General features: G+C 73.0%; 19 protein-coding genes. 9 read left to right on the forward strand and 10 right to left on the reverse strand.

What is annotated here, in order from left to right:
• Nucleotides 1-34 precede the first annotated feature (34 nt).
• From ACFRAC_RS22480 to ACFRAC_RS22490, 3 genes are all read left to right on the forward strand, one after another.
• Nucleotides 35-1,018, forward strand: coding sequence for an ArsR/SmtB family transcription factor (locus ACFRAC_RS22480; protein WP_382926400.1), 984 nt, complete (start codon nt 35-37; stop codon nt 1,016-1,018).
• Nucleotides 1,019-1,028: 10 nt separating this feature from the next.
• The gene (locus ACFRAC_RS22485) at nt 1,029-1,532 is read left to right on the forward strand and encodes a glutathione peroxidase (protein ID WP_382926404.1); all 504 of its coding nucleotides are present in this window, start codon (nt 1,029-1,031) and stop codon (nt 1,530-1,532) included.
• An 82-nt stretch (nt 1,533-1,614) separates the two neighbouring features.
• Complete coding sequence (locus tag ACFRAC_RS22490) at nt 1,615-2,466, forward strand: MerR family transcriptional regulator (protein WP_382926407.1); 852 nt, start codon at nt 1,615-1,617, stop codon at nt 2,464-2,466.
• A gap of 180 nt (nt 2,467-2,646) precedes the next feature.
• Here the strand turns inward: ACFRAC_RS22490 and ACFRAC_RS22495 are convergent, their stop codons facing one another.
• The 3 genes from ACFRAC_RS22495 to ACFRAC_RS22505 form a co-directional block, all read right to left on the reverse strand.
• Nucleotides 2,647-2,838, reverse strand: a complete 192-nt coding sequence (locus tag ACFRAC_RS22495) for a DUF397 domain-containing protein (RefSeq protein WP_361341241.1) — start codon at nt 2,836-2,838, stop codon at nt 2,647-2,649.
• Between the two features lie 210 nt (nt 2,839-3,048).
• The gene (locus ACFRAC_RS22500; protein ID WP_382926410.1) at nt 3,049-3,906 is read right to left on the reverse strand and encodes a helix-turn-helix domain-containing protein; all 858 of its coding nucleotides are present in this window, start codon (nt 3,904-3,906) and stop codon (nt 3,049-3,051) included.
• Nucleotides 3,907-4,214: 308 nt separating this feature from the next.
• Nucleotides 4,215-4,970, reverse strand: a complete 756-nt coding sequence (locus ACFRAC_RS22505; protein WP_361341244.1) for a GPP34 family phosphoprotein — start codon at nt 4,968-4,970, stop codon at nt 4,215-4,217.
• 251 nt (nt 4,971-5,221) lie between these two features.
• Between ACFRAC_RS22505 and ACFRAC_RS22510 the strand changes: the two genes are divergently transcribed.
• A complete protein-coding gene (locus tag ACFRAC_RS22510) occupies nt 5,222-7,708 on the forward strand; it encodes a D-alanyl-D-alanine carboxypeptidase (RefSeq protein ID WP_382926413.1) in 2,487 nt (828 codons plus the stop codon).
• 191 nt (nt 7,709-7,899) lie between these two features.
• Nucleotides 7,900-9,756 carry an MFS transporter gene (locus tag ACFRAC_RS22515; protein WP_382926416.1) on the forward strand — a complete coding sequence of 619 codons (1,857 nt, stop codon included), beginning with the start codon at nt 7,900-7,902 and terminating at the stop codon, nt 9,754-9,756.
• A gap of 9 nt (nt 9,757-9,765) precedes the next feature.
• On the opposite strand, the gene ACFRAC_RS22520 is transcribed toward ACFRAC_RS22515, so the two are convergent.
• Entirely contained in the window at nt 9,766-10,605 is an 840-nt protein-coding gene (locus ACFRAC_RS22520) for a hypothetical protein (RefSeq protein ID WP_382926418.1), read from the reverse strand.
• Nucleotides 10,606-10,680: 75 nt separating this feature from the next.
• Between ACFRAC_RS22520 and ACFRAC_RS22525 the strand changes: the two genes are divergently transcribed.
• Both ACFRAC_RS22525 and ACFRAC_RS22530 read left to right on the forward strand, forming a co-directional pair.
• The gene (locus ACFRAC_RS22525; protein WP_382926421.1) at nt 10,681-11,466 is read left to right on the forward strand and encodes an SDR family oxidoreductase; all 786 of its coding nucleotides are present in this window, start codon (nt 10,681-10,683) and stop codon (nt 11,464-11,466) included.
• Between the two features lie 160 nt (nt 11,467-11,626).
• Complete coding sequence (locus ACFRAC_RS22530) at nt 11,627-13,192, forward strand: sodium:solute symporter family protein (protein ID WP_382926424.1); 1,566 nt, start codon at nt 11,627-11,629, stop codon at nt 13,190-13,192.
• Between the two features lie 22 nt (nt 13,193-13,214).
• On the opposite strand, the gene ACFRAC_RS22535 is transcribed toward ACFRAC_RS22530, so the two are convergent.
• Together ACFRAC_RS22535 and ACFRAC_RS22540 are read right to left on the reverse strand one after the other, a co-directional pair.
• On the reverse strand, nt 13,215-14,330 hold the full coding sequence (locus ACFRAC_RS22535; RefSeq protein ID WP_382926427.1) for an ADP-ribosylglycohydrolase family protein: 1,116 nt from the start codon (nt 14,328-14,330) through the stop codon (nt 13,215-13,217).
• Nucleotides 14,331-14,468: 138 nt separating this feature from the next.
• Nucleotides 14,469-17,822: a tetratricopeptide repeat protein gene (locus tag ACFRAC_RS22540; protein WP_382926429.1), complete on the reverse strand. Its 3,354-nt coding sequence runs from the start codon at nt 17,820-17,822 to the stop codon at nt 14,469-14,471.
• A 51-nt stretch (nt 17,823-17,873) separates the two neighbouring features.
• Here ACFRAC_RS22540 and ACFRAC_RS22545 point away from each other — a divergent pair, with 51 nt between their 5' ends.
• Entirely contained in the window at nt 17,874-18,383 is a 510-nt protein-coding gene (locus tag ACFRAC_RS22545; RefSeq protein ID WP_382926584.1) for a DUF2165 domain-containing protein, read from the forward strand.
• A gap of 17 nt (nt 18,384-18,400) precedes the next feature.
• On the opposite strand, the gene ACFRAC_RS22550 is transcribed toward ACFRAC_RS22545, so the two are convergent.
• The 3 genes from ACFRAC_RS22550 to ACFRAC_RS22560 form a co-directional block, all read right to left on the reverse strand.
• Nucleotides 18,401-18,952 (reverse strand): hypothetical protein, encoded by a 552-nt coding sequence (locus ACFRAC_RS22550; protein WP_382926432.1) that lies wholly within the window; start codon nt 18,950-18,952, stop codon nt 18,401-18,403.
• Nucleotides 18,953-19,089: 137 nt separating this feature from the next.
• A complete protein-coding gene (locus ACFRAC_RS22555) occupies nt 19,090-21,675 on the reverse strand; it encodes a bifunctional FO biosynthesis protein CofGH (protein ID WP_382926435.1) in 2,586 nt (861 codons plus the stop codon).
• 37 nt (nt 21,676-21,712) lie between these two features.
• On the reverse strand, nt 21,713-22,564 hold the full coding sequence (locus ACFRAC_RS22560) for an LLM class F420-dependent oxidoreductase (RefSeq protein WP_382926438.1): 852 nt from the start codon (nt 22,562-22,564) through the stop codon (nt 21,713-21,715).
• 204 nt (nt 22,565-22,768) lie between these two features.
• On the opposite strand from ACFRAC_RS22560, the gene ACFRAC_RS22565 reads away from it, so the two are divergent.
• Nucleotides 22,769-24,295 (forward strand): CehA/McbA family metallohydrolase, encoded by a 1,527-nt coding sequence (locus tag ACFRAC_RS22565; protein ID WP_382926441.1) that lies wholly within the window; start codon nt 22,769-22,771, stop codon nt 24,293-24,295.
• A gap of 15 nt (nt 24,296-24,310) precedes the next feature.
• On the opposite strand, the gene ACFRAC_RS22570 is transcribed toward ACFRAC_RS22565, so the two are convergent.
• Nucleotides 24,311-25,126: an endonuclease/exonuclease/phosphatase family protein gene (locus ACFRAC_RS22570; protein ID WP_382926444.1), complete on the reverse strand. Its 816-nt coding sequence runs from the start codon at nt 25,124-25,126 to the stop codon at nt 24,311-24,313.
• Nucleotides 25,127-25,162 lie beyond the last annotated feature (36 nt).

Raw genomic sequence — 25,162 nt, forward strand, 5'->3', positions numbered from 1 at the left:
TTTCGCGCGCACGCGAAACGTCGGGAGGGTGCTCGTGGGGTGGTGGCAGCTCAACGCGGACACACTGGTGCGCAGCCGGTTCGTGCTCTCCCCGTTCGCGGAGACCTTCGCCAGTCTGCGGCTGCTGCACACAGGCACTGCGGCGCACCCCGGCGAGCGGGCGTGGCTGCGCGCCCATCTGCCCGCCTACCGGTCGCTCCTCGCGGCGGACCCGACGACCGCGCGGCTGGTGGGCGCCGCCCTCGGCCGGTCCTGGATCGCCGACTTCGTCGCGCCCACCCCGCGGGACGGGGAGGCCTTCGAGGACGTCGTCGCCCGGGTGCGGTCCGCCGATCCCGCCGCCGCGCGCGCCCACCTCGCCGTCTCCCTCGCCGGGCCGCTGCCCGCCGAGCTGGACCGCGACGACCTGCCCGAGCGGGCCGCCCGGCTCCTGGAGCACGTCTGGACCCGGACCGTACGGCCGTCCTGGGAGCGGCGCCGCCGCGTCCTGGAGGCGGACGTGGCCGCCCGGACCGCGCGGGTCAGCCAGGGCGGCTGGGCGGCGGTCCTGGACTCCCTGCGGCCCCGACAGACCCGCTGGCTCGGCGGGAACCGGCTCCAGGTGAACCTGCAGGAGTACCCGCCGCGCGAGATCTCCGGCGCGGAGCTGGTGTTCATGCCGGTGACCCCGCGCACCGGCTGGGTCTCCTGGGAGGAGCCCGACCGGTACGCCCTCGTCTACGCCTGCTCCGGCCCCCTCACCGACCCGGGCGCCCGGAGCGTCCCCGCGGGTCTGTCCGCCCTGCTGGGCCCGGCCCGCGCCACCGTCCTCGTCCTCCTCGGCTCCCCCCTGAGCACGAGCCACCTGGTCGCGGTGACCGGGCAGGGCCTGGGCTCGGTCGGGCGGCATCTGCGGGTGCTGCGGGAGGCGGGACTGGTGGAGCGGCGGCGGGCGGGCCGGTCGGTGCTGTACGCGCGGACGGCGGCCGGGGACGTCCTCGTCGACGCCCCGCGCCGGCGCGGAACGGAGCGGAGTTAGCATCCGGTCCATGACGACCCAGAACAGCACCTCACCCCTCGACGTCGACATCGACGCCCTCACCGGCGGCCCGGCCGACCTCGCCCAGTACGCCGGCAAGGTCGTGCTGGTCGTGAACGTGGCCTCCAAGTGCGGCGCGACCCCGCAGTACAGCGGCCTGGAGAAGCTCCAGGAGCGCTACGCCGAGCGCGGCTTCACGGTGCTCGGGGTGCCCTGCAACCAGTTCCTCGGGCAGGAGCCCGGCTCCGCCGAGGAGATCGCCGAGTTCTGCTCGGCCACGTACGGTGTGACCTTCCCGATGACCGAGAAGGTCGAGGTGAACGGGGAGGGCCGGCACCCGCTGTACGAGCGGCTGGTGGGCTTCGCCGACGCCGAGGGATACACCGGCGACATCCGCTGGAACTTCGAGAAGTTCCTGATCGGCCGGGACGGCGCGGTCGTCGCCCGGTTCTCGCGGCACACCGAGCCGGAGGCCGCCGAGCTCGTGGCGGCCGTCGAGGCCCAGCTGGCCTGACCGCTTGACCTTGCCCCAGGGGCAGAGCCGAGCGTCGTCGTCGCCGGGCGGAGGGAACCGCCCGGCGACGGAGGATGAGGCCGTGGACGAGGAACTGCTCACCATCGGCGCGTTCGCCGCGCGGGCGCGACTGTCCGCCAAGGCCCTGCGGCTGTACGACCGGCTGGGACTGCTGGTGCCGGCGCGGGTCGACGAGGCCAGCGGGTACCGCTACTACCGGGCCGAGCAGGTCGCACGGGCCCGTACGGTGGCGCTGCTGCGCCAGCTGGACATGCCGCTCGCGCGGGTCGCGGAGGTGGTCGGGGCCCCGGACGGGGCGACGGCCGCCGACCGGCTCGCCGCCTACTGGGCGCAGGTCGAGGCGCGGGTGGCGGGGCAGCGGACGCTCGCCGAGTACCTCCGTGGACGACTGTCGGGGAGGAGCTCCGAGATGTACGGGAAGTTCGTGGTCGAGACGGTGGACGTGCCCGGGCAGGTGGTGATCGGGGAGGCCCGCCATGTGCTGGTGGGCGAACTGCCGGTGTGGATCGGGTCGGCTCTGGGCCGGCTGGAGGCGGCGGGCCGGGAGTGCGGCGGGATCACGGCGCCGCCGTTCGTCGTGTACCACGCCGAGGTGTCGCCGGAGAGCGACGGGCCGGCCGAGGCGTGTGTGCCGGTCGCGGACGAGGCGGCGGCCCGTGCCTGGCTCGCACGGACCGGCCGGACGCACACCACCTCGGTACGGGTGGAGCCCGCGCGGCGGCTGGCCTTCACCCGGATCACGAAGGCGCAGGTGGCGCATCCGCAGATCATGGCGGCGTTCGAGGCGGTGGAGGAGTGGATCGCCCGGGAGGGGCTGGAGCAGGCGGGTCCGTGCCGCGAGGTGTACTTCGCGGACTGGGAGGCGGCGGGAGCCGGGGACCCGGTGTGCGACGTGGCCTTCCCCGTGAGGTGATCCGGGGTGAGGCGGTGGGGGTGACGCCGGCGGTCGCCGCGCCGGGTCGCCGTGCCTGACGGGTGTGGCCGAGCCCTCTCGGCAAGGACGGCGGACTGGTCGAGAGGGCTCTTCCTTGTGCTGCCTGTGCAGTGGTGACGCTTACGGCCGGTGGAAGGAAAGGTCAGACGGACCCGCCCCTCACGCCTTGACCGACGCCACGAAGGTGTTCCACGCGTCGGCGGGGAACGCCAGGACGGGGCCCTCGGGCACCTTGGAGTCCCGTACCGCCATGGCCGCCGTGACCGGCGACTTGACTTCGACGCACGCGCCGTTCCCTGTCGAGTACGAGGACTTGGTCCACGTGTCCGTGGAACCCTGACGAATTGCCATGTTTGCTCCGCAATGCTGATGGTGAGTGCTGTCATCGCGCGGCACGGCCCTGGCCGGACCGGCAGCGCGATTCACGCCAACCTTTCGCTCGGTGGCGTGATCGACGCTACTCGCCAGCCCCGGCCGACGAAGCGACTATTCACTCGGCCGGGTGGCATATTCCAATGGAGCCTTCCGTCCTGACGGGTGACGGTGTACGGTGCGGCTTTTTCAGCGCGCGTACTCCTTGGCGATGTCCGCGATGAACTGCCGCGACTGCTCGACGTTCAGGGCCTGCGCCCGCAGGTGCTCGTACATCACGCTGTACTTCTGGACGTCGTTCGCCTTCTCCAGGTACAGGTCGCTGGTGACGCCCTCGATGTAGACGACACTGGAGTCGGCCGCGTCCGGGAACTCCAGGATCGCGTACTGGCCGTTGAGGCCCGGATGGGCGCCCATGTCGAACGGGATCACCTGCACGGTGACGTGCGGCAGCAGGGACTGCTCGACGAGCTGCTCCAACTGGTCGCGCATCAGGGAGCGGTTGCCGACGACCCGGCGCAGGGCGGCCTCGTCCAGCACGGTCCACAGCCGCAGCGGGTTGTCCTCGGTGGAGATTCGTTCCTGTCGGCGCATCCGCACCTGGACGCGCTTCTCGATCTCCGTCGGCGCGGTCTCGGGCAGCGCCCCGGCGATCAGGGCCTCCGCGTACTGCTTCGTCTGGAGCAGACCGGGCACGACCTGCGGGTCGTACACGCGCAGGCTGGCGGCGTCGGTCTCCAGGCCGATGTAGACGCTGTAGGGGATGTCGCCGAAGGAGTGCCACCAGCCCTGCTGACGCGAGTCCTTGGCCATCTGCATCAGGGAGTCGACGATCCGGTGGTCCTCCACCTCGTAGACCCCGCACAGGTCGCGGACGTCGCGCTGGCTGATGCTGCGCCGCCCGTTCTCCAGCCGGCTGATCTTCGACTGGGAGACCAGCAGCCGTTCGGCCACTTCCTCGGCGGTCATGCCCTTGAGCTCACGGAGCCGGCGCAACTCCTGGCCCAGCCGGCGTCGCCTGACGGTGGGATTGACATTGGACGCCACGGGACGTGCACCTCCGGCTGCCTGCCTTGTGATCGGCACTTTGCGTATCTGCTGTTCAGCAGATTGCCACCAAGGCGCTCACCACCGCTGGGAAACGGTGGATATGCGCAGGACGCACACCGTTGGGGATACGCGCGGGCACACGCGGCCGCGCGGGGCGACGGAACCGGTGTCCCCGTCCGTGAGAAGACACGGACGTACGGTTCCGTCGCCCCGCGCGGATCAGCGGCTCCCGAACCGGTCATGGGGACGGCGCGGCGCTGCACGTGGCGTGCGTGTGGTGCGGGTCGAACGGGTCGAGCGGTCTCTCAGTGGGCCACGACACGCGCCATGGACCCACGGCGCGGCTGTGCCGGGACGGCGCGCGCGGGTTCCGCCGGCGACCTGCCGCCGGGGCCCGGCTGCCGGCCGGACGGTGGCTGGCCGCGACGCGGCTGTGCGGCCGCGCCGTTCTGGACGTCCATCACCGCGTGCGCGACGAGGCCGCCCATGGGGTCGTGCCGGATCAGATCCCGCAGCCGGGAGCGAGAGGAGCGTCCCTCGTTGCCCGGATACAGGTGCTTGCCGAGCCCGACCGCGTGGGCCAGGGCGGCGAGCGCCGCGGTCCGCGGGTCCGGCGGTACGCCGGTGCGGATCGCGGAGTCCAGCCGGGCCCTGATCTCCCGGCTGATCTCGGTGTCCGTCGCCTGGTAGCGCGTCGTCGGCAGCACTCCGCACATCTGGCCCGGCACGGCGGCGACCATGCCGCACCTCTCCAGATGCGAGAGATAGGTCTGGCGCAGCCCCAGCCGGGGCCCGCCGATCCAGTGGACGGCCCGTACCGGAGCGCCACGCCTTCGCAGCAACTCCAACGCGCAGTCCAGTGTCGGATCTCCTGTCGGCCGTGGTGCCACCACGGCGATACGATCCCCGTCTGGGGCTATCCGTCCGGCCAGCGCCAGCTCCACTAGCTGTGCTCCGGCCAGACCGAGGTCGAGCGACTGCGGCTGCGCGGTGGTACCCGTGGCCGGGTCCAACGCCAGCAGCAGAAGCTCCTCCGGAAGTGTTCTGCGGCTCCTGCCCATCCATGCCTCCCCGCGTGGATGAAAGACAGGGTGACCCCTCTCACATTGGTCTGTCGAGAGCACGTGACCGGTTCGTAGCGGAACCGGTAGGTATGTCGTTCTCGTCTACCGCGTCAGGTGGGGGCCGCGCACAGGACACTGGTATCTGGTTCGGACAGCGGCACGGGCACCGTGCGGACACGGTGTCCGGGCGACGGCCCACGATTCGGCAGCCGCACGGAGGGCGTGCGGCGGCACATGAGGAGGCATCGGTGGCGGGCGAGTCCCCCGACAGGTCGAAGCAGCGCGAGTCGTCGGCAGAACCGACGTCGGGGAGCGCGGTCCCGGTTCCCGAGTCCCGGCCCGAACCCGGGGCCACCACCCGTCCGGCCCAGGACGCGGGCGGCGACCCGCGCCTGGCGATGGCCCGCGAATCGTCCTCGCGCGGCGGCGTGGACACGGCCACCCGGGTGCTGTCCCGCCAGGATCTGGACGAGGCCCGGGAGGAACCGGCGGAACCGGAGGCCGACGGTGACGATGACGCCGAGGCCGCCGAGCCCGCCGCAGGGAGCGCCGAGGGTTCCGGCGACTCCCCGGCCACCGAGGACGCCGAGGGGCCCGAGAGCGAACGCGAGGCCACGGAGGTCGCCCAGGACGCCGGGGACGCCGAGGACGCCGGCGACAACGATGGCGACGGCGAGGCGGTTGGCACCTCGGACGACTCCGAGGCCACCGACAGCTCCGGGGACGCCGGGGACTCCGGGGACGAGTCCCCCGGCACGGACGGGGACCGGCTGAGGGACGCCGTCGCGGCCTGGGTGGCGACCGCCGACGGCAAGGGCGCCCCGGAGGACAAGGGCGAGGCGGGCGCGGAGGACGGCGCCGAGGACAGCGCCGAGGAGGCCGGCGAGGACACCGACAGCGTTTCCGGCGCCGGCGCGGAAGCCGGCACCGACGCCGAGCACACGGCAGACGCCGAGGACACCCGTGCCGACGGCAAGGGCGTCGACCAGGCGACCGCGGTCTTCCGGACCCGGCCCGCCGAGCAGCCGGAGGCGTCGAAGGCCGACGACGCCGAGGACGAGCCCGCCGCCGAGGACACCCCCGCCGGTGGCAAGGGCGTGGACCAGGCGACCGCGGTCTTCCGGACCCGCCCCGCCGCGCCGCACGTCGACCAGCCGACCACCATGCTGAAGGCACCCAAGCCCGAAGCACCCGAGCCGAAGGCGCCGAACCCGGAGGCGCCCAAGTCCGGGGCGCCCAAGTCCGGGGCGCCCAAGCCGAAGACCCCGAAGGCCGAGGCTCCCGAGGCCCCGGCGCCCGCCGAGCGCACCAGCAAGTTCGTCGCGCTCAAGCCGGACCTCCCGCCGGAGACCCCGAAGGCACCCGAGGCCCCCCGGGCTCCCGTGCCGCCGGCGGACGTCACCGCCGCCGTCCCGCAGATCGGGCCGGAGCGCACCACGCAGCAGCCGCTGCCGCCGAAGCCCCCGCTGGACCTGCTCGCCGAGCTGACGAACACCCCGCCGCCGCCGGAGACCCCGGTGCGGACCCTGGTGCGGCGCGTCAAGATCTGGACGCCGCTGGTGATCCTGCTGGCGATCGTCTTCGCGATCGTGCAGGGTGTGCGTCCGCTCCCGGCGCCCACCCTGGACCTGACCGCGCAGGACAGCTTCACCTTCGAGGGCGACAAGATCGACATCCCGTGGCCGGCCCGGGGCCAGGCCGCGCTGGACGTCGACGGCATCGGCAGCTTCGGCTCCTCGGGCGACCAGAAGCCCGTGCCGATCGCCAGCGTCGCCAAGGTCATGACGGCGTACCTGATCCTGCGTGAGCACCCGCTGAAGAGCGGTGCCGAGGGCCCGAAGATCAAGATCGACCAGTCGGCCGAGGACCAGTCGAAGGCGGGCCAGGAGTCCACCGTCGACGTGACCGCGGGCGACTCCATCTCCCAGCGGGAGGCGCTGGAGTCCATCCTGATCGCGTCCGCGAACAACGTGGCGCGGCTGCTGGCCCGCTGGGACGCCGGTTCGGAGAAGGACTTCGTGGCGAAGATGAACGCCACCGCCGGGAAGCTCGGCATGACGAACACCACGTACACCGACCCGTCCGGTCTGAACGACACCACCGTGAGCACGGCCGTCGACCAGGTGAAGCTGGCCAAGGCCGCGATGAAGGAGCCCGCCTTCCGCGAGGTCGCCGCGATGATGTCGTACGACGACTACAAGGGCGTCAACCACTCCAACTGGAACCAGCTGGTCGGCAAGAACGGCGTGGTGGGCATCAAGACCGGCACCACCACCTCCGCCCTCGGCAACCTCGTCTTCGCGGCGAAGAAGGAGGTCGGCGGCGAGACGCGCACCATCATCGGCGCCGTCGTCCGCCAGCCCGCGGGCGGCCCGGAGAACACCATCCTCAGCGCCGCCCTGTACGGCGGCGACCAGCTGATCCGTGCCGCGCAGGGCGCCCTGGAGCCGGCGACCGTCCTGAAGAAGGGGGACGTCGTCGGCTACGTGGACGACGGGCTGGGCGGCCGTACCCCGGTGGTGGCCGCCAAGGACGTCACGGCGGTTGGCTGGGCGGGCCTGAAGGTGAAGCTGACCTTCGCGCCCGACGAGGTCCCGCACACCGCGAAGGCCGGCACCGAGGTGGGCGCGCTCACGGTCGGCGACGGCACCAGCGGCGCGGTGAAGATCCCCGTCGCTCTCCAGACGGACCTCACCGAGCCGGGCTTCACGGACAAACTGACCCGTATCGGCTGACCTGGGGGCGCTACGGCGTCACCGCACCGCAGCCCGCCGACCGCGTTCGCCGGCGGGCTGCGTGCTAGCGTCACGAATCGGGCAGGTCGTCGCTCACGGGGCACGACCGCAGCACCTTGACCGACCGGGCCGAGACACGCGGGACACGGGACGCGGCCGGAACAGAAGACAGCACGGGGAGTGCCTCAGACGTGGCCACTGCGGAGCCGACACGCGCCGACGACGCCGATCCGGGACGGGGAGCCGGTCCGCGAATACGCGTGCCCGCGCCGCACACGGAGGAGGATCCGGGCGACACCCGGAACGGGCCGTCGTCACGTCCGAGGAGGGCCGTCCACGCCCTGCGCGAGCGTCTGCTGCGTCACCCGGCACTGTCGGTCACCGCCCTCTCCGGGCTGCTCCACATCATCTGGTTCTTCACGTTCGCGAACAGTGGCGGCGACCTCGCGGCCCAGGACGCCTGGGCCGAGTTCGTCGGCCGGCACCCCGACTCCGCGTACAACCTCGCCTGGTACGGCGGGATGCACCCGGTGTCGTACAGCATCGTGTCGCCGTATCTGATGTCGGTCCTGGGCGTCCGGACGACGATGATGATCGCCGGGACGATCTCGGCGGGGCTGCTGATGCTGGTCCTGCTGCGCAGCCGGTCCGTGCGCAACCCGCTGTGGGCCGCGCTCGCCGGGATCTTCGGGCTGATCGCCAACGCCATCTCCGGGCGCGTGACGTTCGCGCTGGGCACGATGTTCGCGCTGGGCGCGGTCGCCGTCGTCTTCTGCTGGCCGTACCTGTGGCGCTACAGACGCTGGGCGAAGGCGCTGTGCGCGGCGCCGCTCGCCGCGCTCGCCACCATGGCGTCGCCGGTCGCGGGACTCTTCGTCGGGTTCGTGGCCGTCGCGCTGTTCCTGCAGAAACGGCGTCCGGGTGCCTGGGCGCTGGGGCTCGCGCCGGCCACCGTGGTGGGGCTGTCGGCGTGGCTGTTCCCGTTCTCCGGCACCCAGCCGATGGTGTTCGGCTCGGTGATCATGCCGCTGCTGATGGCCGTCGTCGTCCATCTCGCGGTGCCCGCGGACTGGAAGACCGTCCGGCTGGTGTCGGCGGTCTACGGCGTCTCGGTCGTCCTGGTGTGGGTGGTCAGCTCGCAGATCGGCTCCAACATCACCCGGCTGGCGATGCTGTTCGCCGGGGTGACGCTGGTGGCGGCCCTGCCGTTCACGGTGCCGCGCACGCGCAAGTGGTACGCGGTGGTGACGGCCCTGCTGACGTTCGTCGGATGGATCGGCTACAAGACGGTCGACGACGTCATCCACGCGGCTCCGGAGGCGTCCTGGGCGCGTGAGCTGGCCCCGCTGGTCAACGAACTCCAGGAGGTCGGCGCCGAGAAGGGCCGGGTGGAGGTCGTGCCGGCCCGCTCGCACCGGGAGGCGTCCGCGCTCGCGCCGTACGTGAACCTGGCGCGCGGCTGGAACCGGCAGGCCGACATGGAGCGCAACCCGCTCTTCTACGACGACACCCTCAACTCGGCGAACTACCGGGAGTGGCTCCGGCGCTGGGCGGTGCACTTCGTCGTGCTGCCCAAGGACGAGCCGGACCCCTCCGCCGCGCAGCGGGAGCGGGAGCTGGTGCAGCGCGGCCTGCCGTATCTGAAGCAGGTGTGGGGCGACGCGAACTGGCAGCTGTTCCAGGTGACCGACCCGGCGCCGCTCGCCGAGCCGAACGCCGTGGTGGAGCGGGCCGAGCAGGGCGAGATGACGATGCGGGTGAGCAAGCCGGGCCGCATCCTGATCCGCATCCCCTACTCGCCCTGGCTGAGCATCGTGGACGCCGAGGGCAAGAAGCTCGACCCGCCGAAGGAGACGGAGGCCTCCCTCAAGCGTCCCGACGACGAGCCCAAGACGTACGCCAACGTCAACGGCTGTCTGATGGAGACCGAGGAGGACGCGAAGGGCGACCGCTGGACGACGCTGGTCGCCCCGCGGGCGGGCGTGTACCGGCTGGCGGCGCCCTACGACGTGCCGCGCGGCACGCCCTGCCCGGAGGAGCTGCGCTGACGCAGCCTCTCAGCGCAGCTCGGCCACGTACCGGTCGGTGCCCGGCACCGTGGGGATGAAAGGCGCCACGAGCTCGGTCCGGCCCAGGCCCGTCCTCTCGACGGCCGTGTCCAGTCCGGTGAAGTGGTCCTGCCAGCAGCGCCGGGGGTCCTCCTCCAGGAACCAGAGCAGGGTGAGCCGGGTGCCGACGCCCTCGACCTGCTTGACGTAGGACATGCGGTCCAGCGGCAGGGGCGTGGGGCTGAAGACGGTCACCAGCGCGGCCGGGGAGCCCTTCAGCAGTTCGGGCAGATGGTGGTCGCGCAGCCGGCCGAGCAGGTCCGCGCGCCGCTCGGCCGCGTCGGCGTCGACGACCTGGAGGACCAGGCCCGCGTAGGGGTGGTCGAGGGCGTGGACGTCGCGGGGGCCCGCCGTGCCGTCGCGGTACACCGTCGCCTCGTGGTCCTGGAACGCCGTGAAGACATGGGTGCGGTCGTGGTGGACGCGGGCGTCGCGGTTCAGGCGCCGGTTGATGGCGACGGTCCAGCGCATGTGGTCGGCGTAGCGGCCGGCGGTGATCCAGTACGTGGAGAGGTAGCAGCCGGCGGTGACCGGCCGCGCGACGGCCGACTCGGCGGGGTAGCGCAGCAGCTGGAGGTCGCGGGTGGCCACCCAGCGCCGGCCGGCGAACATCCAGGGCATCGCCATGGCGCCCGCGTAGTAGTGGTCGTCCTCGTACCAGCGGTTGTAGGCGTGCTCATGGCCGGGATGCGGTTCGACCATGGTGATCAGGGCGTGGCCGGGGCGGACCCCGTACGGGCCGACGGCGGCCAGTTCGGCGTACACCTCGCTGCGGGTGTCCTCGCTCACGCTGTTCCCCTTTCCTCGGCTCGCCCATACTCTGACGCCCCGTCAGATATTGCGCCAGGGTCGGGAGGCACCGGGATGTCACTGCTCACGGGCAAGACGGTGGTCGTGTCGGGGGTCGGCGTGGGACTCGGCCACCAGGTCGCGGCGGCGGTCGTACGGGACGGCGGGAACGCGGTGCTGGGGGCGCGGACCGGGGAACAACTGGCCCGCAGCGCCGCCGGGATCGACCCGGCCGGAAAGCGCACCGCGTACCGGGCGACCGACATCACCGACGAGGAGCAGTGCGCGGCGCTGGCCGCGCTGGCCCGGGAGCGGTTCGGCGGGATCGACGCGGTGGTCCATGTGGCGGCCTGGGACTCGCTGTTCGGCGGGCTCAGGGACGCGGACTTCGCCACCTGGCAGGCGGTGCTCGACGTCAATCTGCTGGGCACGCTGCGGATGACGCGGGCCTGTCTGCCGGCCCTGGAGGAGCACGGGGGGTCGGTGGTGTTCATCGGCACGCAGTCGGCGGTGGCGGCGCCGTCCGAGGTGCGCCAGGCCGCGTACGCCGCCTCCAAGGGTGCCCTGACCAGCGCGATGTACTCGCTCGCCCGGGAGCTGGGGCCGCGCCGGGTGCGGGTCAACACCGTGCTGCCGGGCTGGATGTGGGGGCCGGCGGTGGAGACCTTCGTCCGGTTCACGGCCCGGGCGGAGGGCGTCGCGGAGGCGGAGGTGCTGGCGCGGCTGACCGGGCGGATGGCGCTGCCGGAGATGCCCACCGACGGGGACGTGGCGGACGCGGCGGTGTTCCTCGCCTCCGATCGGGCACGGGCCATCACGGGGCAGTCGCTGCTCGTCAACGCCGGGGAGTTGATGCGCTGACGTACGGGTTCCCACGGATTTTGTCATTCATATCCGTGAACCCAAGTCACTTAGCAGAACGATTTTACTGTCTGTTGACCCTACTCGCGCTTGTCGTGCCGTCTGCGGCGCATCGACCATGGGCGGGCCGTTCACAGGGCGGAACCCTGGAAGGGGTCACATGAACAGTCTCGACTGGGCCGTGCTCATCGGCTACTTCGGCGTGATGGTCGCGATCGGCGTCTGGTCCCACAAGCGGGTCGACAACGTCAGCGACTTCTTCACCGCGGGCGGCAAGATGCCGTGGTGGCTGTCCGGCATCTCGCACCACATGTCCGGCTACAGCGCGGTGATGTTCACCGGGTACGCGGGCATCGCCTACACCTACGGCGTCACGTCCTTCGTCACCTGGTCCTTCCCCATCGCGCTCGGCATCGCCATCGGGTCGAAGCTGTTCGCGCCGCGCATCAACCGGCTGCGGTCACGGCTGCACGTGGCCTCCCCGCTGGAGTACCTGAAGAACCGCTACGACCTGCGGACCCAGCAGGCACTGGCCTGGTCCGGCATGCTGCTGAAGATCGTGGACGTGGGCGCCAAGTGGGCCGCGATCGCGACCCTGTTGTCGGTGTTCACCGGGGTCTCGCTCAACCAGGGCATCCTCATCACCGGGTGCATCACCGCCGTCTACTGCACCATCGGCGGACTGTGGGCGGACGCCCTCACCGAACTCGGCCAGTTCGTCATCCAGTTGCTCGCCGGGCTCGCGATGTTCCTCGCCGTCGTGATGAAGCTGAACGACAAGGGCATCGGCTTCCTGGGAGCCTGGGACGAGCCCGAACTGCACGGTCACGGCGAGCCGCTGGTCGGCCCGTACGGCACGGTCTTCCTGCTGGCGTTCCTGTTCATCAAGCTCTTCGAGTACAACGGCGGCATGCTCAACCAGGCCCAGCGGTACATGGCCACGGCCACCCCGCGCGAGGCCGAGCGCTCGGCCCGGCTCTCGGCGGTACTGTGGCTGGTCTGGCCGCTCGTGCTGTTCTTCCCGATGTGGATGTCGCCGCTGCTGGTCGAGTCGCAGAAGCCCGACGGCTCCGACTCCTACGCCCTGATGACCGAACAGCTGCTGCCGCACGGCCTGCTGGGCCTGGTCATCGTCGGCTTCTTCTCGCACACCATGGCCATGTGCTCCTCCGACGCCAACGCCATCGCCGCCGTCTTCACCCGGGACGTGGCGCCGGTGCTGTCGAAGCGGGCGCGGGCCTGGAACGAGCGGTCCGGCCTGGTCGCGGCACGCGTGACGACCGTCGTCTTCCTCGGCCTGTCGATGGCGGTGGCGACCCAGGTCAACTCCCCCACGTTCAAGGACATCATCACCGTCGTGATCAAGTGGGTCGCCGGTCTCATGGGCCCCATCGCGATCCCGATGATGCTGGGCCTGCTGCGGCCGTTCCGCCGCTCCGGGCCGACCGCCGCGCTCACCAGCTGGTCGATGGGCCTGCTCGCCTTCTGGCTGGTCAACTACCCGATCAGCTGGAACGTCGACGGCGGAGTGCCGCTCCAGTACCAGGTCTCCATCCCGCTGGCGGTCTCGCTCGTCCTCTACATCCTCATCGGCCGCCTGAAGCCGGAGGACACCCCGGAGCGCCTCGCCGTGGTGGAGAGCGTCAACACGGACGGCGACGGGGCGGCGGCCGCGGTGCCGGCGCCGGCCCGTGCGCCCGAGGACGTGGTGCGGGCCAAGGAGTGAGCGCGGGAACGGGCGGCGCGGCTCAGGCGCGCGGGTAGCGCGCCAGCCAGCCCGGCGCGGAGGCGCCCGGCCCGTGCAGGGCCGGCCCCTGCGTCATCTCCATGGCGAAGTCGTCGGCGAGTTCCAGGATCGTGGGACGGCCCTCCAGCTCGGCCAGCCAGGCCGGGGGCAGGGCCGTCTCACCGTGCAGGGCCCCCAGCAGACCGCCGGTGAGAGCGGCCGTGGCGGCGGACGGGCCGTCGTGGTTCACCGCCAGGCACAGTCCCTGCCGGACGTCCTCCCCGACCAGGGCGCAGTACACGGACGCCGCGAGCAGCCCGTCCGCCGAGCCGTCGGCCGCCAGCTCCCCCACGCGGGCGGGGGTCGGCATGCCCTGGCGCACCGCGCCCAGCGCGTGCTGCAGCGCGTCCGACACCGGCTCGTGCCCGGGGCGCACGGCGAGCAGCCCGAGGGCCCGCTGCACCGCCCCGTCCAGGCTCTCCCCGCAGGCCAGCCCGTGCACGATCACGGCGTACGCGCCCGCCGACAGGTAGGCGACGGGGTGGCCGTGGGTCTGCGCCGCGCACTCCACGGCGAGCTGCACGACGAGTTGCGGCTCCCAGCCGACGAGCAGCCCGAACGGCGCGGAGCGCGCGGCCGCCTCGGGGCCGAGCTCGGCGGAGTTCTTCGGCGCCTCCAGGGTGCCCATGGTCTCGTCACCGAGGCCGAGCAGCAGGGAGCGGGTCGCGTCCCGGCGGGCGTACAGCCACTCCTCGCGGGCGAGCCAGCCGTCGTCCTTGCGGCGCTCGTCGGGTCCCCAGTCGCGCTGGGTGGCGGCCCAGCGCAGATAGGCCCGGTGCAGATCGGTCGGCGGATGCCAGGCGCCGGTGTCCCGGCGGACCTGGGCCCTTATGAGCCCGTCCACGGAGAACAGGGTGAGCTGGGTGAGATGGGTGACGGCACCCCGGCGCCCGTAGGCGAACGCCAGGTCCAGCAGGCCCTCGACGCCGTGCTGCTCCTGGATCTCGGTCAGGCCCAGCCCGTCGACCGGGGCTCCGAGGGCGTCCCCGACGGCCACACCGAGCAGCGTCCCGCGCACCCGGCTGCGGAAGTCCTGCTGCTCGGCACGGCCCCAGACGGGTCCGCCAGTCGCCCCCACCAAGACCTCCCCGCGACCATCCGCTCGTACGACAGTTCGTCACTGTAATCGACCGGGGACCGTCGGTTCAGGGGGCGGATCGGTATGCGGCGTGTGACGGAAGTGGTCCGGAACGAGCCCCTTCGCGGCCTTCGCCGGTCAGGTCCGGTGACGTTCCCGGATCGTCTCCGCCACCGTCGTGATCCGCTCCAGGCGCGGCCCGAGGTGCGCCGCGTCGGCGCCGGGGCTCCTCAGGAGGTCGCCCAGGATGGAGGCCAGGTTCGCCACGTCCGCCCAGCCGGGTTCCAGGGCCAGGAAGTCCGTCAGCCCCCGGTCCGCCAGGGGCCAGTCCCTGAGGGCGCAGCCCAGGAAGCAGTGGCCCTGGGCGCGCTGGACGTCGTCCAGTTCGGGCTCCGTCTCCAGCATCCGGGCCAGCTCACGCCACAGGGGTTCGGCGGCGGGCAGGCCCTCCACGAGGCCGGTGACCACGGCCGTCTGGAACACGCCGGCGAGGGGCTCCGGCTCCCGCAGCCGTTGCGCGCAGCGCCGGGCCTGATCCCACTCCTCGCGGCGGGCGTGCCACTCGGCCCGCAGGTCGTCCAGGTCGCCGTCGGGCAGCCCTGCCTCCCCGGCCGCGCGCAGCCGCTCTCCCGCCTCGTCCCGGCGGCCGCACAGCATGAGCAGGTCGATGGCCGTCCGGTGGGCCCAGACCGGCTCCCAGTCCAGGGCGACGCACCGGTCCAGGTCGGCCAGGGCCTCCTCGCACCACCCGAGCTCCAGCGCGGCACGCGCCCGCTGGGCGTGGGCCCAGCCGAAGTCCTCGCCGGCCTCCACAGCGCGCCCGAAGCAGCGGTACGCCTCTTCGCGGTCCTTCAGCTCCCGGTGGACGGCCCCGAGGACGGCGTGCGCGTAGTCGTAGTCCGGGTCCTGGGCCAGGGCCTGCTCCAGGGCGGCACGCGCCTCCTCGTAGCGGCCCTCCTGCCGGTACGCCTCGCCCAGTTCGGCGGCGGCCCAGCCGTCCGAGGGGTCCGCGGCGGCGGCCCGCCGCAGGTCGTCGAACCTGCCCTCCTGGTCGCCCGTGCGTGCCCTGACCTGGGCGCGGGTGACCAGCGCCCACGCGTAGTCGGGTGTCAGCTCGATGGCCCGGGAGAGATCGGCCAGTGCCTCCCCGTCGCGGCCCAGTTCGTACTGGGCGAGGCCCCGGCTCGCGAGCGCCGAGGCGTAGTCGGGCTTGAGGGCGACGGCCCGGCCGAGTTCGGCGACGGCGTCCTCGAAGCGGCCCGCGAGCCGGTAGGCGTCCCCGCGCTCGGACGCGACCCAGGGGTTGTCGGGCGCCTTCCCGACGGCGCGGTCGAAGTCCGCGAACGCCTCGTCCCACTCGGAGCGCACGCGGCGCAGCCGGGCCCGGCGCACCAGCGGCCACAGGTAGTCCTCGTCGAGGGCCACCGCCTGGTCGAGGTCGGCGAGGGCCTCGTCGTACCGGCCCAGCTCCTGGCGGCACACGGCCCGGCCGGCGAGGTACTCGGGATCCGTCGGGTCGAGGGCGACGGCCCGGTCGTAGTCGGCGAACGCCTCCTCGAAACGGCCCGCGAGCCGGTACGTCTCGGCGCGCTCGGCGATGACGTACTCGTCGTCCGGGGTGAGCCGGTCGGCGGTGTCGAACGCGGCGAGCGCCGCCGGGAAGCCGCCGAGCGAGCGCAGGGCGAGTCCGCGGCCGACGTGCGCCGGGGTCAGTTCGGGGTCCAGCCCGACCGCCCGGTCGGCGTCCGCGAGGGCGAGCTCGTACCGGCCCTCGCGGCGCAGCTCCCGCGCCCGGAAGGAGTAGGCGGCGGCCCGGGTGCGGCGGTCGGGCCCCGGACGGGACAGGACCAGGTTCGCCACCTCGGTCATCGCGGTCGCGTCGTCCGCGAGTGCCTCGCCCAGGGCCCGGCCCCAGTCGCCGAGGACCGGGTCACCGGTGGCCTCGCCCGCCTCCGCCAGCATCTGCGCCCAGCGCCGGCCCGCCGCCTCGTCGGCGCCGCAGACCAGCACGACGTCCCACAGCGCGCCGTTCAGCGCGGTGCGGGGACGGGCGCACAGCGCGTGGTAGGTCTCCTCCAGCCGCAGCTCGCGCCACTCCTCCTCCAGCCACTCCTGGTAGGCGCCCAGGCCCTGGCCCGCCTCCTCCCGCCAGCGGCCGTACACGGCGGCGAGCCGGTCGTGCCGCTCGGTCCAGCCGCGCGGGGAGCGGCGCCGCAGCAGCCGGAGCATCGGCTCGCGGACCAGGTCGTGGTACCGCAGCCGGTCGCCCCGCTCGTCCACGAACGCCAGGCCCCGCAGCCAGGCGAAGAGCGGCTCGACGTCGTCGTCCGGGCAGTCCACGGCGGCCCGGAACACGTCCATGTCCACCCGCCGGGGCAGCGCGCAGGCGAGCGCCACGGCCCGGCGCACGGCGTCCTGCTCCCACTTCAGGAAGCGTTCGACGGCGGTGGCGCTCGGGTCGCCGACGTCGTCCGGCCGGGCGGGGCGCTGTTCGGCCAGGGTCGAGACGAGGACGGGCAGACCGCCGGTGAGCCGCAGGACCTCCTCGACGACCGGCTCGGCCACGACGCCCCGGTCGGCCAGCAGTCCGCGCGCCTCGGTCTCGGTGAACGGGCCGAGCGGCAGGTCGGCCATGAAGTCGGTGAAGCCGCCCCAGCGGGCCGTGTCGAAGGGGTGCTGGCCCGCGGTGACCACGACGACGGTGGCGGGCAGCGCGCCGTACCGGTCGCTGGTCATGACGTCGTGCAGCCAGCCGTCCAGGAAGGGGCCGGTGCGTTCGTACGTGTCGAGGAACAGGACGATCCACGGGGCGTGTTCCGCGGCGCCGGACAGCTCGGTCAGCAGGACGGGGGTGAGCACCCGCTCCGGGGAGAGCACCAGCTGCACATCGTCCTGGCTGCGGAACCGGGCGCTGAGCCCCGCCCGCAGCCGGTCGGCGCTCTGGGCGAGCTGGGCGGCGTCGAGGGCCCCCGCGAACGGGCCGATCCCGGGAACCAGACCGAGGCCCACGAGTCCGGCCCGCATCACCGCCGTGCCGGTGGCCGACGGCCCCTCCGGTTCGGTGCCCAGGGCGGCGGCCGCCGCCTCCGCCTCGTGCCGCCGCTCCCGGTGGGTGGCGAGCGCCCGGTCGAGGTCCTTGAACCGGTGCCCCTGGGCGGCGAACCGGCGGCTGATCGCCGCCATCGCCTCCGGGACGCTGCCGGCGGACTCGTCCACGGAGGCGGTCAGCGCGCCCTTCTCGCGGGCCAGTTGCTCCAGTTCCCGCAGCAGGAAGGACTTGCCGACGCCGGCCTGGCCGTGCACATGGAACAGGAACCGGTGCCTCTCGTCCTGCGGCGGCAGCTCCAGGTTCTCCCGGAACGCGGCCCGTTCGGCTCCCCGGCCCACGAAGCCGGCGCGGCTGCGCTGCCGGATCAGCTCCTGCATCGACGGCTGCGCCTGCGCCACCGTACGTCCCCTCGTCCGCCCGCCCTCGAAGTCCGTCTCGCTCATTGTGGCGCAATGACGCCCGAACACCTGCTCGGCGCAGGGAAGATGACCTCCATGTCGACCACACCCCCACGCACCCCCCTGCACCTCGCGGCCACGCTCCTGACCGGGACCGTGGCGCTCTACATCGCGCTCGTCGCCTTCGGGAACATCACGGACTTCGGTACGAACCAGCAGTTCGTGCGGCACGTCCTCGCGATGGACACCACGTTCAAGGACGACGACCTGATGTGGCGGGCCGTCACCGGCAAGGGACTTCAGGACGCGGCCTACGTCGCGATCATCGTCTGGGAGACCGTCGCCGCGCTCGTGCTCATATACGGCACCTGGCTGTGGGCGCGGCACGACGACGTGAGGGCCCGCCGCTTCTCCACCTACGGGCTGCTGATGCTGATGCTGCTGTTCGGGGCCGGGTTCATCGCGATCGGCGGTGAGTGGTTCTCGATGTGGCAGTCCTCGGACTGGAACGGGCTCGACGCGGCGACCCGGGTGTTCCTGCTGAGCGGCGTCGTGCTGATCGTGAACCACCTGCCGGCCGGGCCGGCGAAGACCCCCGACGCCTGACCCGACGGGCGCCGGGGTCAGTCGACCACGACCACCGGCGTCCCCGTCTCACCGAACGTCCACAGCGCCGCCCCGTCCGCCGCGCGCATGCGGACCCCGCCGGTCTGCTTGCCGGCGGCGGGCGGGGGCGACGAGCCGTCCACGGCGTTGGAGAAGGCGATGGAGATGCCGGACTTGGCGGCGAAGTAGACGATGTTCTCGATCTGCACGCCGTCGGAGCCCTTCGTGGCCATGGTCCGGGACGACACCGCGTAGCGGCCGGGGTCCGGGCTGACCGTGCCGGGCCAGACGGTGAAGGTCCGCCGGGCGGCGTCGCTCGCGTCGACCAGCCAGACCCGCTTGTCGCCGAGGTCGTAGACGATGCGGCGGCCGGTGCCGGAGTCGGCGGGCACTTCGGCGGCCCGGGCCGGCTTCGACGGCGCGGGGCTCGCCTCCGGGGACGCCGACGCGCTCGGGCGGGCCTTCCCCGCCGTCGGGTGGGGGCCCTTGTCGGCCTGCACGGCGAGGGCGGCGACGGCGGCTATCGCGCCCACCGTCAGACCGGTCACCCAGACCTTGGAAGCAGGCACGGGCACGCATCTCCTCGGCTACGGAAAGCTATGGACGGCCGTCGACGGCCACGGAGCGCGCCGACGGCTACGGGAACGCCGGCGAGTCCGCCGGCGAGGGTCGGATCATCGTACCGACCCCCGCGGTGAGCTCCCCCTCAGTCCAGGACGGGCAGCAGCTGGGGCAGGTGCCCGTCCGAGGCGGCCGCCGCCCGCTGCCGCTCCTCGGGCACCTCGCCGTACAGGGTCGTGCGCGGCTTCGCCGGCCGCCCGGCCGCCTCGGCGACCGCCACCAGATCCCGTACGGACTTGTAGGAGCCGTACGACGAACCCGCCATCCGCGAGATCGTCTCCTCCATCAGCGTGCCGCCCAGGTCGTTGGCGCCGGAGCGGAGCATCTCCGCCGCACCCTCGGCGCCCAGTTTGACCCAGCTCGTCTGGATGTTGGGGATGTGGGGGTGCAGGAGGAGCCGGGCCATGGCCGTGACCGCGCGGTTGTCGCGGGTCGTCGGGCCGGGGCGGGCGATGCCCGCGAGATAGACCGGCGCGTTGGTGTGGATGAACGGCAGCGTGACGAACTCCGTGAAGCCGCCCGTGCGCTGCTGGATGCCGGCCAGGGTGCGCAGATGCCCGAGCCAGTGCCGGGGCTGGTCGACGTGCCCGTACATCATGGTCGAGGAGGAGCGGATGCCCAGTTCGTGGGCGGTGGTGACGACCTCGATCCAGGTCGCCGCCGGCAGCTTGCCCTTGGTGAGGACCCAGCGGACCTCGTCGTCGAGGATCTCCGCCGCGGTGCCGGGGATCGAGTCCAGGCCGGCCTCCTTGGCCGCCGTCAGCCACTCGCGGATGGACAGGCCGGTGCGGGTGGCGCCGTTGACGACCTCCATCGGGGAGAAGGCGTGCACGTGCATGCCGGGGACGCGTTCCTTCACCGCCCGCGCGATGTCGAAGTACGCCGTGCCGGGCAGGTCCGGGTGGATGCCGCCCTGCATGCAGACCTCGACGGCGCCCACGTCCCACGCCTGCCGGGCGCGGTCGGCGACCTGGTCCAGGGAGAGCGTGTAGGCGTCGGCGTCGGTGCGGCGCTGGGCGAACGCGCAGAAGCGGCAGCCGGTGTAGCAGACGTTCGTGAAGTTGATGTTCCGGGTGACGATGTACGTCACGTCGTCGCCGACCGCCGTTTTCCGGACGTCGTCGGCGACGCGGCACAGCGCGTCCAGGGCGGGCCCGTCCGCGTGCAGCAGGGCCAGCGCCTCGTCGTCGGTCAGCCGGGTCGGGTCGTCGGCGGCGACCCGCAGCGCCTCGCGGACGTCCGTGTCGATGCGCTCCGGCGCCATGCCGGGCGCGGCCGCCTCGCGCAGGGCGCCCCAGTCGCCGTACACCTCGTCGAAGTCGTCGCGCCGGTCGGACGTACGGCCCTCGGTGTCGATGGTCGTGTGCAGGTCGGTGCGCCCGGAGGAGACGAACGCCTCCTCGGGCTCCTGCCACGGGTGCCCCTCGACCACGGCGTCCGGCCGGGCGAGCCCCGTCCGCGGGTCGGCGAGGGCCCGGACGTGCGGCAGCAGCCGGGGGTCCAGCCAAGGCTCGCCGCGCGTCACGAACTCCGGGTACACGCAGAGCCGTTCGCGCAGCTCGAACCCGGCGTCCGCGGAGCGCCGGGCCAGTTCCTCGATGCGCGGCCAGGGGCGCTCGGGGTTGACGTGGTCGATGGTGAGCGGGGAGACGCCGCCCCAGTCGTCGATGCCGGCCGCGATCAGCCGGGCGTACTCGTGGTCGACGAGGTTCGGCGGAGCCTGGATGTTGCCGGCAGGGCCCATGATGAGGCGGGCCACCGCGACCGCCGCGACGAGGTCGTCCAGCTCCGCGTCCGGCATGCCGCGCATCGCGGTGTCCGGCTTGGCGCGGAAGTTCTGGATGATCAGTTCCTGCACGCCGTGGTAGGCGCGGGAGATCCGGCGGAGCGCGAACAGGGACTCGGCGCGCTCCTCGTAGGTCTCGCCGATGCCGAGGAGGATGCCCGAGGTGAACGGCACCGAGGACCGGCCGGCGTCCTCCAGGACGCGCAGGCGGACGGCCGGTTCCTTGTCCGGGGAGCCGTGGTGCGGGCCGCCGGGCTCGGACCACAGACGGGTCGCGGTCGTCTCCAGCATCATGCCCATCGACGGGGCGACGGGCTTCAGGCGCTGGAAGTCGGTCCAGGTCATGACGCCCGGGTTGAGGTGCGGGAGCAGGCCCGTCTCCTCCAGGATGCGGATGGAGATCGCGCGGACGTAGGCGATGGTGTCGTCGTAGCCGTGCGCGTCGAGCCACTCGCGGGCCTCCGGCCAGCGGTCCTCGGGCTTGTCGCCGAGGGTGATGAGGGCTTCCTTGCAGCCGAGGGCCGCACCCTTGCGGGCGATGTCCAGCACCTCGTCCGGGGACATGAACATCCCGTGGCCGGCCCGGCGCAGCTTGCCGGGGACGGTGACGAAGGTGCAGTAGTGACAGCGGTCCCGGCACAGCCGGGTGAGGGGGATGAAGACGCTCTTGGAGTAGGTGATGACCCCGGGCCGGCCGGCGGCCGCGAGGCCCGCGTCCCGGACCCGGGCGGCGGACGCGGCGAGGTCGTCGAGCGCCTCGCCGCGGGCCTGGAGCAGCACGGCCGCCTCGGACACGTCGAGGGCGACGCCGTCCCGGGCGCGTTTGAGGGCGCGACGCATGGAGTTGTCGGTCGGGCCGGTTCCGGGGGTCGCGGGAGTCGTCATCCATCGAGCATACGAGCGCACTGATCAGCGGCGGCGGTCAGGCGACGAAGGGCGCGTAACCGTCCAGGGCGCGCAGCACCTCGGCGTCGCCGGCCGGAGGCAGTTGGACGACGACCTCCTCGATGCCCAGTTCGGCGTAGTGGGCGAGCTTGCCGGGGGTGGGGAAGACGGCGTACGGAACCACCTGGAGGGCGGCCGGGTCGCGTCCGGCGTCGGCCCAGACGGTCCGCAGCCGGGGCAGGCTCTCGGACAGTCCGCGTCCGCCGATCGGCAGCCACCCGTCGGCGTACTCACCGATGTGGGCGAACAGTTTCGGCCCCGCGGCGCCGCCGACGAGGGTGCGCGGTCCGTCGAGGCGGGGGCCGCGCGGCTTCTGCACGGGCTTGGGGTGGGCGAAACTGGCCCGTACGGACCCGAACTCACCCTCGTACGGCGTCGGTTCGTCGGCCCACAGCGCCCGCATCAGGGCCATCCGGTCGCGGACGAGGTCGCGGCGCGAGGACCAGTCGACGCCGTGGTCGGCGGCCTCCTCCACGTTCCAGCCGAAGCCGAGGCCGAAGGTGAAGCGCCCGCCGGAGAGATGGTCCAGGGTGGCGATCTGCTTGGCCAGGTCGATGGGGTCGTGCTGGGCGACCAGGGTGATGCCGGTGCCGAGGCCCAGCCGTTCGGTGACGGCGGCGGCCTGCGCGAGGGCGACGAAGGGGTCGAGGGTGCGGCCGTACTCGGGCGGCAGGTCGCCGCCGGCCGGGTACGGCGTGGTCCGCTCGACGGGGATGTGCGTGTGCTCGGGCAGGTACAGCCCGGCGAATCCCCGCTGCTCCAGCTCACGGGCCAGCCGGGTCGGGGTGATCGTCTCGTCGGTGAGGAAGATCGTGGCGGAGATACGCATGCCTGCATCTGTACCCCCGGCACGCCACGATGTCCATACCGACTGGTCGGCACATTCCAGCCGGCCACCGCGACGGTCCGCCCCGCCCGTTTGTCCGCCGAACGCCTTCCCCTCTCCGGAAGTTCACGGCTGAATACGAGGGTTGCACGCACCACCCCCGCACCACCCACGCCATGGCACTCACGACGAACCGGGAGCACCAGCATGTGCGAGGACGACCAAGCGGGCCTGGGCCGGCGCGCGCTGTTCGTGACGGGCGCCGCCGCCGCGCTTACGTTGGGAGGCGTGACCTTCGCGTCAGGCGCCGAGAACCCCCGGGGCACGCAGACCCGCACCGTGCGGGGCACCCTGCCGCCCGGGTCCCCCGACTATGTGTACGTGCCGGTCGACGTCCCGTCCGGCGTACGGGAGATCAAGGTCTCCTACACCTACGACAAGCCGTCCGTCCCGGCCGGCACCGCGGGCAACGCCCTCGACATCGGCATCTTCGACCAGCGCGGCACCGAACTCGGCGGGCGCGGCTTCCGCGGCTGGTCGGGCGGGGCGCGCACGGAGTTCTTCATCCGGACGGACGACGCCACGCCGGGCTACCTCCCGGGTCCCGTCCGGGCGGGCACCTGGCACATCGCCCTCGGGCCGTACACGGTGGCACCGCAGGGGCTGGCGTACGAGCTCACGATCACGCTCACGTACGGCGAGCCCGGCGAGGCCGTCCGGCCCGTGTACCCGCCGGAGCGGGCCAAGGGGCGGGGGCGCGCCTGGTACCGGGGCGACTGCCATCTGCACTCCTGGCACTCCGACGGCCGCCGCACACCGGCCGAGATCGCCGCGCTGGCGCGGGCGGCGGGCCTGGACTTCATCAACTCCTCCGACCACAACACGCACGCCTCGCACCCGCACTGGGCCGAGGCGGCCGGGGACGACCTGCTGATCATGCTGGGCGAGGAGGTGACCACCCGCAACGGGCACGTGGTGGCCCTCGGCACCGACCCCGGCACGTTCGTCGACTGGCGCTACCGGGCGCGGGACAACCGCTTCGGGCGGTTCGCCCGACGCGTCCGCGAGGCGGGCGGCCTCGTCGTGCCCGCGCACCCGCACGCCACCTGTGTCGGCTGCAACTGGAAGTTCGGCTTCGGCGAGGCCGACGCGATCGAGGTCTGGAACGGCCCGTACACCCCGGACGACGAGGTGGCCCTGGCCGACTGGGACAGCACGCTGGTGGCGTCCACGCGCCCGGGCTCGCGCTCCTGGATCCCGGCGATGGGCAGCAGCGACGCCCACCGCGCCCCCGACCCGGTCGGCAGCCCGCAGACGGTCGTCCTCGCCGACGACCTGACCCGCACGGCCATCCAGGAGGGCATCCGCGCGGGCCGCTCGTACGTCGCCGAGTCGAAGAACGTCTCCCTGACGTTCGGCGCCTCCGGCGGCAGGGCCCGGCACGCGGGTATCGGCGAACGCCTGGAGGTGGACCCCGACACCCCCGTGACGGTCCGCCTGGCGGCCGAGGGCGCCCCCCGCTGCACGATCCGCTTCGTCACCGACCAGGGCGTCCTCTTCACGACCGACCCCCTCCCGGTCTCGGGCACCGGCACCGCGGAATGGCACACCACCCCGGCCAACGCGGCCTACGTCCGGGCGGAACTGCGCCACGAGACGGCGGCGGGTCCCCTGCCGGGGGCTCTGGCGGCGTTCACGAATCCGATTTTTCTGGGGCGCGAGCACGCGCCATGACCGGGAACCGGCCCGTCAGCCGGCCAGGTCCGCGACCACCGCCATGTGGTCGGACGCCCAGACACCGGCGATGGGCGTGTCGCAGGCCCGGTGGGCGGAGCGGACATGGCCGAGGCCGCCCTCGCCCGGAGGGCCGACGTGGATGTAGTCGATCCGGGCGCCCGGCTCCAGCATGGCCGCGACGTACGGGTTGACGGGGTCCCAGGTGCGGGCGGGGGCGGCCGGGTCGGCGTACTCCCAGGCGTCGAGGAAGACCTGGCCGGGTACGGGCGGCGCGGTCCGCAGGCCGCCGAAGAGGCGGACCTCGTCGGAGTCCGGGAAGGCGTTGAAGTCGCCGGTGACGACCGCCGGGAAGGGCGTGTCGCCGCGGTGCCCGGCGACGAACCGGGCGAGGGCGGTGACCTGCTCGACGCGGACCGCCGAGGCGTGCGGGACGGACGTCAGATGGGTGGTGAAGAACGGGATGTCGTAGCCGGGGCCGGCCAGCCGGGCGTGCAGGGCGAGACGGCCGTCGTCGAGGTCGGCGGGCACGGGCAGGCGCAGGGTGTGCTGGGCGGCGACCGGCCAGCGGCTGAGGACGGCGTTGCCGATGTCGGCCGACGGGTCGCCGATCCGTGCGCGCCAGCGCTCCGGGGCCGGGGAGGGCGCCCACGCCCAGTGCAGACCGAGTTCGCCGGCCAGCCACTCGGCCTGGTTCTCGCCGTCGGCGGCCCAGACCTCCTGGAGTCCGACGACATCGGGGCGCAGCTCGCGCAGCGCGGCGAGGATGGCCTTGCGGCGGTCCTGCCAAGGGCCGAAACGCCACCAGAGGTTCCACGTCACGACCCGCATCGGCTTTCACCCGCTTCTCGTCCTGGCGTGTCGGGG

Source organism: Streptomyces sp. NPDC056628, assembly GCF_042792555.1.
Lineage (GTDB): Bacteria > Actinomycetota > Actinomycetes > Streptomycetales > Streptomycetaceae > Streptomyces.

Excerpts from the sequence above, each read along its gene's own strand:
- ACFRAC_RS22495 (WP_361341241.1), bottom strand. The coding sequence starts at position 2,838 with ATGGCAATTCGTCAGGGTTCCACGGACACGTGGACCAAGTCCTCGTAC.
- ACFRAC_RS22545 (WP_382926584.1), top strand. The coding sequence starts at position 17,874 with ATGTCGACCACACCCCCACGCACCCCCCTGCACCTCGCGGCCACGCTC.
- ACFRAC_RS22525 (WP_382926421.1), top strand. The coding sequence starts at position 10,681 with ATGTCACTGCTCACGGGCAAGACGGTGGTCGTGTCGGGGGTCGGCGTG.
- ACFRAC_RS22560 (WP_382926438.1), bottom strand. The coding sequence starts at position 22,564 with ATGCGTATCTCCGCCACGATCTTCCTCACCGACGAGACGATCACCCCG.
- ACFRAC_RS22485 (WP_382926404.1), top strand. The coding sequence starts at position 1,029 with ATGACGACCCAGAACAGCACCTCACCCCTCGACGTCGACATCGACGCC.
- ACFRAC_RS22505 (WP_361341244.1), bottom strand. The coding sequence starts at position 4,970 with ATGGGCAGGAGCCGCAGAACACTTCCGGAGGAGCTTCTGCTGCTGGCG.
- ACFRAC_RS22555 (WP_382926435.1), bottom strand. The coding sequence starts at position 21,675 with ATGACGACTCCCGCGACCCCCGGAACCGGCCCGACCGACAACTCCATG.
- ACFRAC_RS22565 (WP_382926441.1), top strand. The coding sequence starts at position 22,769 with ATGTGCGAGGACGACCAAGCGGGCCTGGGCCGGCGCGCGCTGTTCGTG.
- ACFRAC_RS22570 (WP_382926444.1), bottom strand. The coding sequence starts at position 25,126 with ATGCGGGTCGTGACGTGGAACCTCTGGTGGCGTTTCGGCCCTTGGCAG.
- ACFRAC_RS22530 (WP_382926424.1), top strand. The coding sequence starts at position 11,627 with ATGAACAGTCTCGACTGGGCCGTGCTCATCGGCTACTTCGGCGTGATG.
- ACFRAC_RS22540 (WP_382926429.1), bottom strand. The coding sequence starts at position 17,822 with ATGAGCGAGACGGACTTCGAGGGCGGGCGGACGAGGGGACGTACGGTG.